The organism is Acinetobacter sp. SCLZS86 (assembly GCF_021560715.1).
Lineage (GTDB): Bacteria > Pseudomonadota > Gammaproteobacteria > Pseudomonadales > Moraxellaceae > Acinetobacter > Acinetobacter towneri_A.
This window is the reverse complement of record NZ_CP090864.1, coordinates 2,428,080-2,442,161: the sequence shown is the minus strand read 5'-3', so window position 1 is coordinate 2,442,161 and position 14,082 is coordinate 2,428,080. Positions and strand designations below refer to the sequence as shown.

Annotated in this window: 9 protein-coding genes, 2 tRNA genes and 3 rRNA genes; 10 read left to right on the top strand and 4 right to left on the bottom strand. The window is 43.2% G+C overall.

All coding sequences use genetic code 11. From position 1 onward, the window contains the following. Positions 1 to 54 precede the first annotated feature (54 nt). From LZP46_RS11715 to LZP46_RS11700, 4 genes are all read right to left on the bottom strand, one after another. The gene (locus LZP46_RS11715; protein WP_234114537.1) at positions 55 to 879 is read right to left on the bottom strand and encodes a carbon-nitrogen hydrolase family protein; all 825 of its coding nucleotides are present in this window, start codon (positions 877 to 879) and stop codon (positions 55 to 57) included. A 21-nt stretch (positions 880 to 900) separates the two neighbouring features. Continuing rightward, the gene (gene gigB, locus LZP46_RS11710; protein ID WP_236093929.1) at positions 901 to 1,428 is read right to left on the bottom strand and encodes an STAS domain-containing protein; all 528 of its coding nucleotides are present in this window, start codon (positions 1,426 to 1,428) and stop codon (positions 901 to 903) included. 113 nt (positions 1,429 to 1,541) lie between these two features. Continuing rightward, the gene (gene gigA / locus LZP46_RS11705; protein WP_234114539.1) at positions 1,542 to 2,510 is read right to left on the bottom strand and encodes an RsbU family protein phosphatase GigA; all 969 of its coding nucleotides are present in this window, start codon (positions 2,508 to 2,510) and stop codon (positions 1,542 to 1,544) included. A 101-nt stretch (positions 2,511 to 2,611) separates the two neighbouring features. Continuing rightward, positions 2,612 to 3,535 carry an MlaA family lipoprotein gene (locus LZP46_RS11700; protein WP_236093928.1) on the bottom strand — a complete coding sequence of 308 codons (924 nt, stop codon included), beginning with the start codon at positions 3,533 to 3,535 and terminating at the stop codon, positions 2,612 to 2,614. Between the two features lie 545 nt (positions 3,536 to 4,080). Here LZP46_RS11700 and LZP46_RS11695 point away from each other — a divergent pair. From LZP46_RS11695 to hisG, 10 genes are all read left to right on the top strand, one after another. Beyond that, positions 4,081 to 5,618: ribosomal RNA gene (locus tag LZP46_RS11695) — 16S ribosomal RNA — on the top strand. Between the two features lie 59 nt (positions 5,619 to 5,677). Continuing rightward, positions 5,678 to 5,754, top strand: a tRNA-Ile gene (locus LZP46_RS11690). A 55-nt stretch (positions 5,755 to 5,809) separates the two neighbouring features. Next, positions 5,810 to 5,885, top strand: a tRNA-Ala gene (locus tag LZP46_RS11685). Positions 5,886 to 6,278: 393 nt separating this feature from the next. Next, a 23S ribosomal RNA gene (locus LZP46_RS11680) occupies positions 6,279 to 9,172 on the top strand. Positions 9,173 to 9,363: 191 nt separating this feature from the next. Further along, positions 9,364 to 9,478, top strand: a 5S ribosomal RNA gene (gene rrf / locus LZP46_RS11675). The 16S, 23S and 5S rRNA genes sit together here with 2 tRNA genes alongside, the layout of an rRNA operon. A gap of 207 nt (positions 9,479 to 9,685) precedes the next feature. After that, positions 9,686 to 11,140 (top strand): RNA polymerase factor sigma-54, encoded by a 1,455-nt coding sequence (locus tag LZP46_RS11670; protein WP_236093927.1) that lies wholly within the window; start codon positions 9,686 to 9,688, stop codon positions 11,138 to 11,140. A 170-nt stretch (positions 11,141 to 11,310) separates the two neighbouring features. Then, complete coding sequence (hpf, locus tag LZP46_RS11665) at positions 11,311 to 11,643, top strand: ribosome hibernation-promoting factor, HPF/YfiA family (protein WP_096902101.1); 333 nt, start codon at positions 11,311 to 11,313, stop codon at positions 11,641 to 11,643. Positions 11,644 to 11,781: 138 nt separating this feature from the next. Continuing rightward, positions 11,782 to 12,033 (top strand): BolA family iron metabolism protein IbaG, encoded by a 252-nt coding sequence (gene ibaG / locus LZP46_RS11660; RefSeq protein ID WP_236093926.1) that lies wholly within the window; start codon positions 11,782 to 11,784, stop codon positions 12,031 to 12,033. A 7-nt stretch (positions 12,034 to 12,040) separates the two neighbouring features. Further along, positions 12,041 to 13,297: a UDP-N-acetylglucosamine 1-carboxyvinyltransferase gene (murA, locus tag LZP46_RS11655; RefSeq protein WP_236093925.1), complete on the top strand. Its 1,257-nt coding sequence runs from the start codon at positions 12,041 to 12,043 to the stop codon at positions 13,295 to 13,297. Further along, complete coding sequence (gene hisG, locus LZP46_RS11650) at positions 13,297 to 13,992, top strand: ATP phosphoribosyltransferase (protein WP_070155719.1); 696 nt, start codon at positions 13,297 to 13,299, stop codon at positions 13,990 to 13,992. The genes murA and hisG overlap by 1 nt, the downstream gene beginning before the upstream one ends. Positions 13,993 to 14,082 lie beyond the last annotated feature (90 nt).

Here is a 14,082-nt window from a genome sequence, read left to right as displayed (position 1 = left end):
TACAAAGAGTTGATCACTATATTGTTGATCAACCCTTTTTATTGAAATTCAATTTTAAAATTGCAGCAAACGACGATGCTGCATTAAGGGCATCGACTCTCGAATTTTGCTTTGTTCGTCTAAATCAAAAGGCACTGTAATCAGTTGCGTACCTTCGTCTTGCACCATTGACAATAGCTGCCCGCGTGAATTGGTAGCGCCTGAATGTCCCCAAGTCTGACGCTTTTCACCATGCCAGCCTTGTTGGGCTGCACCTAAAACCTGACATTGACTGTCCATGCCACGTGCCTGCAAGAGCAATTGCCAGTGCATTTGACCTGTGGTGTAAGTAAAAGCCGATGGCGCAGTTAAAATATTTGCGCCTTGCGCACGTAAAGTTAAGGCCAATTCAGGAAAGCGCAAGTCATAACACACCATTAAGCCAATATTGCCAAATGGTGTTTTCGCAACAACGACTTCAGAACCAGGTTCAAAAAACTTAGATTCCTGATAACCGCCAACAGAGTCACCAACTTGCACATCAAACAAATGAATTTTGTCATAACGTGCTTCAGTTTTTTCTGGGCTAATACATAAACTGACCGTACGCACACGACCATCTGCAATTGTTGAACCATCAGGGCGATACGGGCAGGGCAACGTACCCGCCACAATCCAGATTTGATATTGATGCGCAAGCTGTTCCATACGCTGTTGAATATTTTCAAACTGTGCCGCGGTTTCGCGTTGTTTGCCTGCTGCAAAGCAAACAAAGTTTTCTGGAAAAACGATCAGTTCAGCGCCATCAGCTTTACTTTGTTGAATCAATGTTTCAATGATTTTGAAGTTTTCTTCAATATCATTTTGCGAGTTCATTTGAGCAACAGAAAGTAAAGTCATCAAAGCATTCCTGAGTGAAGATCAAGCGTTCTGCTCATTTTGCTGAGCACATTGATCAAGATTATCTTGTTCTTTTTGTAGCTGTTTCACCAAAGGTTCGAACATATTTTGGTTATTTTCATTCAGCTTCATGAGGGTTTGATGGGCATCTAATACTGTAGTGAGCATATTGCTATGCGTGACGTGTTCTTCTACCAGCTCACGCGTGCAGACTGTCGGATCGCCACAGTAATTTAAAATCACAAACACCTGTCCTAAGCCCATGCTATTTGCGAGCGTAGTAATGTCTGGATTAGTAGATAGCATAACTGCCTGAATGTTATGAATTTGTTTTAGTTTTAAGCCTAGCTTAGCCAATATACCTAAAACTGTACTGTCAATAAATGTAGTTTGGGTTAAATCTACAATTGCACCCACCACATTGGATTGCTGTTCAATTTTACTGAGTAGTTTGTCTAGACTAATACAAGATTGGGCACGCACTTCGCCAAAAAGCTTAAAGATATGCGTTCCATTCAAACTTGCATATTCAACATGACCTGTTGACATATAAATGCCATTTGCAGAGAAGGATTAGATAATTATCCCATAGCGACTATATAGACTCAAGTAGCTTACAGTCGTATATCTAGGGTTAAGAAGTTAACTGGCTGATTTGTTTGTTATTTTGTTCGACACAAACTCAAGATTGCAATGTCATCGGCTACATGATCGGGTGCTTGGAATGATTGATTTTGCAAGTGAAAGACCAATTGTTCAAACTGTTCATTCAAACCACCGCTATAAGGTTCTAACGCACCATCAGAGCAGATAATAAACCGTGCCTGTTTATTTAATACGCACTCAAATTCCTCAACTTCTAAATCTTCAGTCAGTCCTAAAGGAAAACTACTGGTATTTAAAATCCTAGGTGCTTGATTGGGTTCAATAATAATGGCAGGTGGATAATGCCCCGCACTCGACCAGCGCAGCTCATGGGTTTCAATATTTAAAATCCCACTAATCATGGTGATATGCTTTTCAATATTTTCTTGAACCAGCATACCGTTCAGCTTTTTAATCAGTTCGCGCGGTGTTTTGGAGCGACCATGAAATGCAGCCATCCAAGACGTCAGCAAACTACTGGTTACACCATGCCCAGACACATCGGCCAAATAGAACATGATTTCTTTGTCACTGATTTTCCAGTAATCAAACCAATCGCCCGACAAATAAGCAGAAGGTTTAAATAACGTATCTACTCGGTAGTTGCACAGTTCGATAGGGTTCGGTAGTAATTTTTTTTGTAGTTCCGCCGCAGAAGGTAAGTCGCGGCTGTCTTGATTACGTTTATATTGTGCGTCAATTTTGCGTAAGGCTTGTGGTGGATTTTCTGGTAAACGACTCCACAACCAACCTGCTAAAGCACCTTGTTCCCATGCTTGAACCAACGCCGTGCCTTCATCTTCAAAGGCCAATACAATCGTGGGTAAATTCCATTGATGAGTTAAATAATCTTGCACATCAGCAATTGCAATAATGGTTGAGTCATACAAGCTGATGTCATCTATGTGAATCATTTGCACACTAGGAAGTGTGTCGAGCACCTGTTCTAGATATGGAATATCACGTGTGGGTTGAATGAAATACATAGAGTTTTGTGTTGACCCTGAACCTAAACAAAGCATTACTATAGCAATGCCTGAATACTCAAGGAAAGTAAAAACTTACCTTGAGTAAAATGTTTTACAAATTATTCTGTGCTGTCTTCAGGCAGGTTTATTTCTTCTTGATCATCAAAAAGTTCTTCGGTTTCATCATCTACAAACGAAATATTGTCGGCATCGAGTCCTTTCTTTTCCGCAATTTCAAAGTTTTTACGTTGCAAGTAAATATCCCGAATCGCAGCATATTTGTCACCCTGTAACACTTGCTCTACATCTAAGAGTTGCGAGCGAGTATCTACGCCGCGCATAACTTGCTCCGACCAATATAAACGGTCATTGTCATCTAAAATGTATTTTTGCGGACGCGCTTGACCATCTACAAGTGTGCCAAAACCATCACGGAAAGTACTTGGACCGTAAATTGGTAACATAACATAAGGCCCTGAAGGGACACCGTAGTATCCCAAGGTTGTACCAAAATTTTCTTCTTCTGTGTCTAAACCTAAACGACGTGCAGGATCAGCCATTCCTAAAGTAGTAATCGTATTTAAGCTAAAACGACCCAAAGTTTTTGCGGCACGTAAAGGGCGACCTTGAATCAATTGGTTAACCGCATTCCAAGGTTCACCCAAGTTTTTCCGGAACTGACGATATGAGCCACGCACTTCACCAGGAACTTTCTTGGTATATTGCACCGCAAGTGGACGGGCGACATTACGATCTAGCATGTCGTTGAATGCATAAATCTGACGGTTCAAAGGTTGTAGTGGATCTTTGACTTCATCGGGTTGTGTAGCATTTGCATTCACTTTTAAATCTTTGGCTTTGACACTTTTTAATTCTTTAAGCGTATCCAAACGACTACTTTTAGTTTCAGAAAATGAATCAGCCACAATAACTTCAGCGGTTTCTTCTTGAGCAACTTCTTCAGTAGAAGGCATTGTCGCATGTGTTGAGGTGATGAATCCTAAAGAAACAAGGCACACCCAAAGATATTTTTGTTGATACATAAAGAATCCTAGCGCTTAAATCTGAGTAAGCAAAAGCTGTTATATCGCCGATGGGTATATATTAACATTTAATTTAAACAATGTATTAAAGCAAATTAGCTCAAAATGTGTGTAGAAAAGGTAAGAATGAACAAAAAATAAACACCCGATATATTTCTTTTGAAAAAAGTGTTGCATGGCGAAATAATTGACCTATAATGCACATCCATCGGCGGTGATGCAGATTAAAACTTCTGATAAAACAATGACTTGATTGAAAATGGTTAGGTTGGGTTTTAGAAAGAAAGTTTAAAATAATTTAAATTACCAGTTGACACTTTAGAAATAAAGCGTAATATAGCCGACCTAGCTTGATGCTGACGAAGCGTTGAGAAGATCATTAAGAGATTATGAAGAACAACTTGTGTGGATTTTTACTGATTGATTGATCGAACATATTTCATTGATTGATTGGTTTAAATTACTCGAAGTTTATTTGAGCGAAATTTAAGTCAGAAATTGATGAGCCAGATTTGGAAGTTTAAATTAAAACTTCAAAATGATTTTAACTGAAGAGTTTGATCATGGCTCAGATTGAACGCTGGCGGCAGGCTTAACACATGCAAGTCGAGCGGGCGAGGTTGCTTCGGTAACTTAGCTAGCGGCGGACGGGTGAGTAATGCTTAGGAATCTGCCTATTAGTGGGGGACAACATTCCGAAAGGGATGCTAATACCGCATACGTCCTACGGGAGAAAGCAGGGGATCTTTATGACCTTGCGCTAATAGATGAGCCTAAGTCGGATTAGCTAGTTGGTGGGGTAAAGGCCTACCAAGGCGACGATCTGTAGCGGGTCTGAGAGGATGATCCGCCACACTGGGACTGAGACACGGCCCAGACTCCTACGGGAGGCAGCAGTGGGGAATATTGGACAATGGGGGGGACCCTGATCCAGCCATGCCGCGTGTGTGAAGAAGGCCTTTTGGTTGTAAAGCACTTTAAGTGGGGAGGAGGCTTACCTGGTTAATACCTGGGCTAAGTGGACGTTACCCACAGAATAAGCACCGGCTAACTCTGTGCCAGCAGCCGCGGTAATACAGAGGGTGCGAGCGTTAATCGGATTTACTGGGCGTAAAGCGCGCGTAGGTGGCTAATTAAGTCAAATGTGAAATCCCCGAGCTTAACTTGGGAATTGCATTCGATACTGGTTGGCTAGAGTATGGGAGAGGATGGTAGAATTCCAGGTGTAGCGGTGAAATGCGTAGAGATCTGGAGGAATACCGATGGCGAAGGCAGCCATCTGGCCTAATACTGACACTGAGGTGCGAAAGCATGGGGAGCAAACAGGATTAGATACCCTGGTAGTCCATGCCGTAAACGATGTCTACTAGCCGTTGGGGGATTTGATCCTTTAGTGGCGCAGCTAACGCGATAAGTAGACCGCCTGGGGAGTACGGTCGCAAGACTAAAACTCAAATGAATTGACGGGGGCCCGCACAAGCGGTGGAGCATGTGGTTTAATTCGATGCAACGCGAAGAACCTTACCTGGCCTTGACATAGTAGAGACTTTCCAGAGATGGATTGGTGCCTTCGGGAATCTACATACAGGTGCTGCATGGCTGTCGTCAGCTCGTGTCGTGAGATGTTGGGTTAAGTCCCGCAACGAGCGCAACCCTTTTCCTTACTTGCCAGCATTTCGGATGGGAACTTTAAGGATACTGCCAGTGACAAACTGGAGGAAGGCGGGGACGACGTCAAGTCATCATGGCCCTTACGGCCAGGGCTACACACGTGCTACAATGGTCGGTACAAAGGGTTGCTACCTCGCGAGAGGATGCTAATCTCAAAAAGCCGATCGTAGTCCGGATCGCAGTCTGCAACTCGACTGCGTGAAGTCGGAATCGCTAGTAATCGCGGATCAGAATGCCGCGGTGAATACGTTCCCGGGCCTTGTACACACCGCCCGTCACACCATGGGAGTTTGTTGCACCAGAAGTAGGTAGTCTAACCGTAAGGAGGACGCTTACCACGGTGTGGCCGATGACTGGGGTGAAGTCGTAACAAGGTAGCCGTAGGGGAACCTGCGGCTGGATCACCTCCTTAACGAAAGATTGACGATTGGTAAGAATCCACAACAAGTTGTTCTTCATTGATGTATCTGAGGGTCTGTAGCTCAGTTGGTTAGAGCACACGCTTGATAAGCGTGGGGTCACAAGTTCAAGTCTTGTCAGACCCACCACTACTGACGAAGCAATTATGCAGAAGAAGATACATCGAATCACAGATGATAAGCTGGGGACTTAGCTTAGTTGGTAGAGCGCCTGCTTTGCACGCAGGAGGTCAGGAGTTCGACTCTCCTAGTCTCCACCACGTATTTATTGAATACGGGAATAAGCTAAAGATTACAGAATTTAGTAAGTATAAGCTTATTAAGTTCTGTGATTTAAATATCACAGTATTTAGTGCGATCTGACGAAGACGCATTAATTCATTAACAGATTGGCAAAAATTGAGTCTGAAATAAATTGTTCAACTCATTTAATTCAAGATTGACAGTAATGCTTCGGTGTTACGGTTTAATTACGAATTGAAGTGAGAACTAGCAAATTAACTGAATCAAGCGTTTTGGTATATGAATTTAGATTGAAGCTGTACAGTGCTTAAGTGCACAAGACTTTGAACTGTAGATTAAATAAATCATTGATTATTTATTTAATTGTCTTAATCCTACTTGTAGGGATTAACGACTGTTTGGGGTTGTATAGTCAAGTAATTAAGTGCATGTGGTGGATGCCTTGGCAGTCAGAGGCGAAGAAAGACGTGATAGCCTGCGAAAAGCTCCGGGGAGGCGGCAAATATCCTTTGATCCGGAGATTTCTGAATGGGGAAACCCACCTACCTTAAGGTAGGTATCGTATGATGAATACATAGTCATACGAAGCGAACGCGGGGAAGTGAAACATCTCAGTACCCGTAGGAAAAGAAATCAATTGAGATTCCCTCAGTAGCGGCGAGCGAAAGGGGAAAAGCCCATTAAGTTATGTGTGTTTTAGTGGAATGCTCTGGGAAGTGCAACCATAGTGGGTGATAGTCCTGTACACGAAAGGGCACACATAATGATGACGAGTAGGGCGAGGCACGTGAAACCTTGTCTGAATATGGGGGGACCATCCTCCAAGGCTAAATACTCCTGACTGACCGATAGTGAACCAGTACCGTGAGGGAAAGGCGAAAAGAACCCCTGTGAGGGGAGTGAAATAGATCCTGAAACCGCATGCATACAAGCAGTGGGAGCCAACTTGTTTGGTGACTGCGTACCTTTTGTATAATGGGTCAGCGACTTATATTCAGTAGCAAGGTTAACCGAATAGGGGAGCCGTAGAGAAATCGAGTCTTAATAGGGCGTATAGTTGCTGGGTATAGACCCGAAACCGGGTGATCTATCCATGAGCAGGTTGAAGGTTGGGTAACACTAACTGGAGGACCGAACCCACTGTCGTTGAAAAGCCAGGGGATGACTTGTGGATAGGGGTGAAAGGCTAATCAAACTCGGTGATAGCTGGTTCTCCCCGAAAGCTATTTAGGTAGCGCCTCGGACGAATACCATTGGGGGTAGAGCACTGTTTCGGCTAGGGGGTCATCCCGACTTACCAAACCGATGCAAACTCCGAATACCAATGAGTACTATCCGGGAGACAGACTGCGGGTGCTAACGTCCGTAGTCAAGAGGAAAACAATCCAGACCGCCAGCTAAGGCCCCAAAATCATAGTTAAGTGGGAAACGATGTGGGAAGGCATAGACAGCTAGGAGGTTGGCTTAGAAGCAGCCACCCTTTAAAGAAAGCGTAATAGCTCACTAGTCGAGTCGGCCTGCGCGGAAGATGTAACGGGGCTAAAACTATGTGCCGAAGCTGCGGATGCATAATTTATTATGCGTGGTAGGGGAGCGTTCTGTAAGCCGAAGAAGGTGGATTGAGAAGTCTGCTGGAGGTATCAGAAGTGCGAATGCTGACGTGAGTAACGACAAAACGGGTGAAAAACCCGTTCGCTGAAAGACCAAGGGTTCCAGTCCAACGTTAATCGGGGCTGGGTGAGTCGACCCCTAAGGCGAGGCCGAGAGGCGTAGTCGATGGGAAATTGGTTAATATTCCAATACTTCAGTGTAATGCGATGAGAGGACGGAGAAGGTTAAGTCAGCCTGGCGTTGGTTGTCCAGGTGAAAGGAAGTAGGCATGCATCTTAGGCAAATCCGGGGTGCTCTATGCTGAGATCTGATAGCAAGCTGTACTTGTACAGTGAAGTGGCTGATACCCTGCTTCCAGGAAAAGTCTCTAAGCTTCAGTTACACTGGAATCGTACCCGAAACCGACACAGGTGGTCAGGTCGAGTAGACCAAAGCGCTTGAGAGAACTCTGCTGAAGGAACTAGGCAAAATGGTACCGTAACTTCGGGAGAAGGTACGCTGTTGATGGTGATAGGACTTGCTCCTTGAGCTGTCGACAGCCTCAGAAACCAGGCCGCTGCAACTGTTTATTAAAAACATAGCACTCTGCAAACACGAAAGTGGACGTATAGGGTGTGATGCCTGCCCGGTGCTGGAAGGTTAATTGATGGGGTTAGCGTAAGCGAAGCTCTTGATCGAAGCCCCAGTAAACGGCGGCCGTAACTATAACGGTCCTAAGGTAGCGAAATTCCTTGTCGGGTAAGTTCCGACCTGCACGAATGGCATAATGATGGCGGCGCTGTCTCCAGCAGAGGCTCAGTGAAATCGAATTCGCCGTGAAGATGCGGTGTACCCGCGGCTAGACGGAAAGACCCCGTGAACCTTTACTGCAGCTTGACATTGAACTTTGACCTTACTTGTGTAGGATAGGTGGGAGGCTTTGAAACTTGGACGCTAGTCCGAGTGGAGCCGTCCTTGAAATACCACCCTGGTAATGTTGAGGTTCTAACTCTGTCCCGTTATCCGGGACGAGGACCATGTCTGGTGGGTAGTTTGACTGGGGCGGTCTCCTCCTAAAGAGTAACGGAGGAGTACGAAGGTGCGCTCAGCGTGGTCGGAAATCACGCGTAGAGTATAAAGGCAAAAGCGCGCTTAACTGCGAGACCCACAAGTCGAGCAGGTACGAAAGTAGGTCTTAGTGATCCGGTGGTTCTGTATGGAAGGGCCATCGCTCAACGGATAAAAGGTACTCTGGGGATAACAGGCTGATACCGCCCAAGAGTTCATATCGACGGCGGTGTTTGGCACCTCGATGTCGGCTCATCTCATCCTGGGGCTGAAGCAGGTCCCAAGGGTATGGCTGTTCGCCATTTAAAGAGGTACGCGAGCTGGGTTTAGAACGTCGTGAGACAGTTCGGTCCCTATCTACCGTGGGCGCTGGAAATTTGAGAGGATCTGCTCCTAGTACGAGAGGACCAGAGTGGACGAACCTCTGGTGTACCGGTTGTGACGCCAGTCGCATCGCCGGGTAGCTATGTTCGGAAGGGATAACCGCTGAAAGCATCTAAGCGGGAAGCCTACCTCAAGATAAGATTTCCCCGAGGCTTTATGCCTCCTAAAGAGCCGTTGAAGACTACGACGTTGATAGGTTGGATGTGGAAGCATAGCGATATGTGAAGCTGACCAATACTAATTGCTCGTGAGGCTTGACTATACAACACCCAAACAGTTGGGGTTGTATGCTCAATCGATTCAAATCCAATCAGTCAATTCAGACTGATCTTGATTTAGTTAACGCTAAACAATAAAATTCAGACCCAATACAGCCCAATCTGTTACAGATTCGGAAAACGCAGTGCATCACCATCGTGAATAAGACCAATGCAAGTCTCCGTAAACAGTTGTGCTGGCGACCATAGCAAGAGTGAACCACCTGATCCCTTCCCGAACTCAGAAGTGAAACCTCTTCGCGCTGATGGTAGTGTGGGGTTACCCATGTGAGAGTAAGTCATCGCCAGCTCATTATTCAAAACACCCTCAACTAGCGTTGAGGGTGTTTTTTATGAGGGAAAGAAAAGTAGAAAGAAATCTGAACAGAACTTCTGATTAAAATCTTTATGTCTTTTAATGAATCTATGTTATACCTAATAAAACGGCATAGAAATTGCTTATCAAAAACTTATATATTAAGTTGTTGAAAAACATAAATTTAAAAGAGTGGGTGAAAATGAAGTTATCGGTTGGATTAAAAGTTGCAAACTCCTTGTCACTGACACCGCAGTTACAACAAGCCATTCGTTTGCTTCAACTTTCAAGCTTGGAACTTGAGCAAGAAGTTCAAATTCAATTGGATAGTAATCCTTTATTAGAAAAAGTAGAAGAGCAAAGCAGTATTGAAAGCTTATCCACCTTAGAAGAACAAGAACGTGATCAAAAGGATTTAACCAAAGAACTAAATGCAGATCATTTGCCAAATGATTTGCCTGTCGATACAGACTGGGATGATGTGTACACCCATCTACCAACGAGTTTGGGAGCAGCGGAATATGAAGAGCGCGAGGATAATCGTCAGGGGCATTTAGGTTTAAAAGAGCACATGATGCAACAAATCAATCTGTTGCATTTTTCTCAAGTCGAGCAGCTCATTGCCTATTGTATTGTTGATGCTTTGGATGACAATGGTTTCTTGGATTGTGAAATATCTGAAATCACTGCATCTGTACAGCATTTATTGATCTCCATGGAATACGAAGATGAAGTTGAAGACGATGAAGTTTTGGTGGTTTTGAAACATATTCAGCGTTTAGAGCCGATTGGGATTGGTTCACGGAATTTGGCTGAGTGTTTATCTATTCAACTTGAAAGTTTGGCTATAGATGTGCCTTATCGGCAGGAAGCACTGCAACTCTTGCAGCATTATGAGTTATTAATTTCGAATGATTTAGCCAAGTTAATTAAGCAAACGGGGTTAAGCGCAGATCAGCTACAGCATGCAGTGGCTTTATTAAAAACCTTGAAAGCGCATCCTGGTACTGCATTTGAAGATCAGGATTCAGACTACCAAATTCCAGATGTAGTGGTCAGTAAAAAACAGGATCATTGGCATGTGCAACTCAATCCAGATGTTGTGCCTAAGCTTAGAATTAATTCCTTTTATGCCAATATGATTAAACGCGCAGATCAAAGTGAAGATAATCAATATTTGCGTAATCAAATGCTAGATGCGAAAAACTTTATAAAAAGTGTTGATGAACGTCATAAAACCTTATTAAAGGTAGCGACTTGTATTGTGCAACATCAACGTGAATTTTTAGAAATTGGCGCAGAAGGCATGAAGCCTTTAATTTTACGTGACGTAGCTGATGAAGTTGAATTACATGAATCGACCGTTTCACGGGTAACGACCAATAAATATATGCTCACTCCACGTGGATTGTTTGAATTGAAATATTTCTTTTCAAGTCATGTTGGAACAAGTTCTGGTGGAGAAGCATCTTCAACTGCGATTCGCGCGAAGATTAAAAAGTTAATTGCAGATGAAAATCCACGTAAACCTTTGTCAGACAACACAATTGCAAACCTTCTTAAGGAAGAAGGTATTGATGTGGCGCGCAGAACGGTGGCGAAATATCGTGAGTCATTAAATATTGCATCATCTTCTGAACGAAAAGTCTTGATCTAATTTTTAAAATCGGTCTATTCTAAGGATTCATTATGACTAAATAATGAATCTTTTTTCTTTGAAGGAATAGTTAGACATGATTTAAAGTGACCTCTACAGTGATCTGTTATTTGGCAATCAATCATGTGAACTATGCCTTCCTAATCCTAATGAAGGTGAGGGATAGAATTATGCAAATAACAATTCGTGGACATCACTTAGCTATCACCCCTGCAATTGAAGAAAATATTCGACTTAAGTTTGCACAAATGACCAAACATCTGGATCAGGTCAATAGTATGCAGGTGAAATTAAGTAAAGATCATCAAATCGATAAACATTCTAAAAAAGGCAGTGCCAATCATATTGCTGAAGCGATTATTCGCTTGCCCGGCACCGAGCTGTTTGCGCAAGCTTGTGCGGATGATATGTATACTTCTATTAAGATGATGACTGAAAAATTAAAACGCCAATTAGAGAAGCATCGGAAGATGCAACTGGACTACCAGCCTTTAGCGATTTAGCCTTAAGGTGGTTTTAAAAGAGGTTTTTGATAAACCTCTTTTTTTATTGCGATAATGTATACGATTAATGAATAATTTTTTCTATTTATAGTAAAATGACAGGTTTTTACACCGTTGGTCCTATAAGAGGTCTTTGTGATGAATAGTGAACAGCTCACTGAAATTTTAAAAGCTGCTTTTCCAGAGGCTGAAGTTGCTGTAAGTGGGCAAGGCGGCAAGTTTGATCTTCGTATTGTAGATAATCAGTTTGAAGGTAAGCGTCCTGTTGCTCGTCAACAAGTAGTGTATGCACCATTGAATAGCTATATTGCCAGCGGTGAAGTTCATGCGGTCACAATTCGTGCAATGACACAAGAAGAATGGCGTAAAGCAAGCTTATTTGGAGCTTAATAATTTAATGGATAAATTTTTAATTCAGGGCGGTAATAAGCTCGAAGGTGAAGTGCGCATTTCTGGTGCAAAAAATGCAGCCTTGCCACTTCTTGCTGCAATGATTCTTGCAGAAACACCAATAACATTGAAAAATGTTCCAAATTTAAAAGATGTAAATACCTTGGTGAAGTTGATCGCGGGTCTAGGCATTAAAATGTCTTATGAGGGCGATACTGTCATTGCGGATACCTCAACATTGGACAACCAATTTGCACCTTATGAATTAGTCAAAACCATGCGTGCTTCTATTTTGGTGCTTGGCCCATTAGTCGCGCGCTATGGTAGTGCAAAAGTATCTTTACCTGGTGGATGTGCCATCGGCTCACGCCCTGTTGATCAACATCTTAAAGCACTAGAAGCTTTGGGTGCTGAGATTGAAGTTGAAAGTGGCTATGTGCACGCTAAAGTCAACGGTCGCCTTAAAGGTGGCGAAGTGGTTTTTGATATGGTCACTGTTGGCGGTACAGAAAATATTCTCATGGCGGCAGTATTGGCAGAAGGTGTTACCACTATTCGTAATGCTGCACGTGAACCTGAAATTACTGATCTTGCGCAAATGCTCATTAAAATGGGTGCTAAAATTGAAGGTTTAGACACCGATACTTTAGTGGTCACAGGTGTTGAACACTTGCATGGTTGTGAGTATTCAGTCGTTGCTGACCGTATCGAAACGGGTTCTTATTTGGCTGCAGCTGCAATTACGGGCGGTAAAATCAGAACCACACATACCGATCCTGCCTTGCTAGAATCTGTGTTGGATAAGTTTGAAGAAATGGGTGCTGAAGTCACACGTGGCGATGATTGGATTGAACTAGATATGATGGGCAAGCGCCCTAAAGCCGTGAGCTTCAGAACCTTACCACATCCTGAATTTCCAACAGATATGCAAGCACAGTTAATGGCAGTGAATGCGATTGGACGCGGTTTTGCCACGATTTCGGAAACTATTTTTGAAAACCGTTTTATGCATGTCCCTGAGTTGTCACGTATGGGTGCCAATATTCAGGTAGAGGGCAATGATGCGGTTGTGACGGGAGTAGAAAAACTTTCTGCTGCGCCTGTTATGGCAACTGATTTACGTGCCTCATTCTCGTTGGTGTTAGCAGCATTGGCGGCAGAAGGCGAAACATTGATTGACCGTATTTATCATATTGATCGCGGTTATGAAAATGTAGAACAAAAGTTACAAGGTTTAGGCGCCCAAATTAAGCGAGTAAATTGATGAATGACATGAGAAACGATGATCCAAATTTTGACGTCATGGGCAATTTTGATCATGGTTTAACTTTGGCATTAAGTAAGGGGCGAATTTTAAAAGAAACTTTGCCTTTATTGGAAACTGCGGGAATTAATTTACTGGAAGATCCAGATAAATCACGTAAGTTAATTTTCCCAACCACACATAAACAAGTGCGTATTTTAATTTTACGTGCCTCTGATGTGCCAACTTATGTTGAAAATGGTGCGGCAGATATTGGGGTAGCGGGTAAAGATGTGTTGATGGAGCATGGTGCTCAAAATGTATATGAGCCGCTGGATCTGAAAATTGCCAATTGTAAATTGATGACTGCGGGCAAGGTTGGTATGCAGCGTCCAAAAGGTCGTTTAAAAATTGCCACTAAATACGTAAATTTGACCCGTCAATACTATGCCAGCTTAGGCGAGCAGGTTGATGTCATTAAACTCTATGGCTCAATGGAATTAGCACCATTGGTCGGTTTGGGTGATTACATTGTCGATGTGGTGGATACAGGTAATACTTTACGTGCCAACGGTTTAGAGCCATTAGAAGAGATCTGTAAAGTATCTTCACGTTTGATTGTGAATAAAGCCAGTTTTAAACGTAAGCAAGATTTGCTTAATCCAATTTTGGCACAACTTGAAAAAGCGGTGGCAGAACGCGAGTTGGCAAAATAATCTGCTTAAATCTGTATCCGTCATCCTGCCTTCTCAAAAAACCGTCATTCAATGGCGGTTTTTTTATGTTCGTGCATGATTCTGTTCTTG

What these genes read in the sequence shown, in the direction of transcription:
- LZP46_RS11670 (WP_236093927.1), top strand. Translation starts at nt 9,686, where the DNA reads ATGAAGTTATCGGTTGGATTAAAAGTTGCAAACTCCTTGTCACTGACA.
- hisG (WP_070155719.1), top strand. Translation starts at nt 13,297, where the DNA reads ATGAATGACATGAGAAACGATGATCCAAATTTTGACGTCATGGGCAAT.
- hpf (WP_096902101.1), top strand. Translation starts at nt 11,311, where the DNA reads ATGCAAATAACAATTCGTGGACATCACTTAGCTATCACCCCTGCAATT.
- ibaG (WP_236093926.1), top strand. Translation starts at nt 11,782, where the DNA reads ATGAATAGTGAACAGCTCACTGAAATTTTAAAAGCTGCTTTTCCAGAG.
- LZP46_RS11700 (WP_236093928.1), bottom strand. Translation starts at nt 3,535, where the DNA reads ATGTATCAACAAAAATATCTTTGGGTGTGCCTTGTTTCTTTAGGATTC.
- murA (WP_236093925.1), top strand. Translation starts at nt 12,041, where the DNA reads ATGGATAAATTTTTAATTCAGGGCGGTAATAAGCTCGAAGGTGAAGTG.
- LZP46_RS11715 (WP_234114537.1), bottom strand. Translation starts at nt 879, where the DNA reads ATGACTTTACTTTCTGTTGCTCAAATGAACTCGCAAAATGATATTGAA.
- gigB (WP_236093929.1), bottom strand. Translation starts at nt 1,428, where the DNA reads ATGTCAACAGGTCATGTTGAATATGCAAGTTTGAATGGAACGCATATC.
- gigA (WP_234114539.1), bottom strand. Translation starts at nt 2,510, where the DNA reads ATGTATTTCATTCAACCCACACGTGATATTCCATATCTAGAACAGGTG.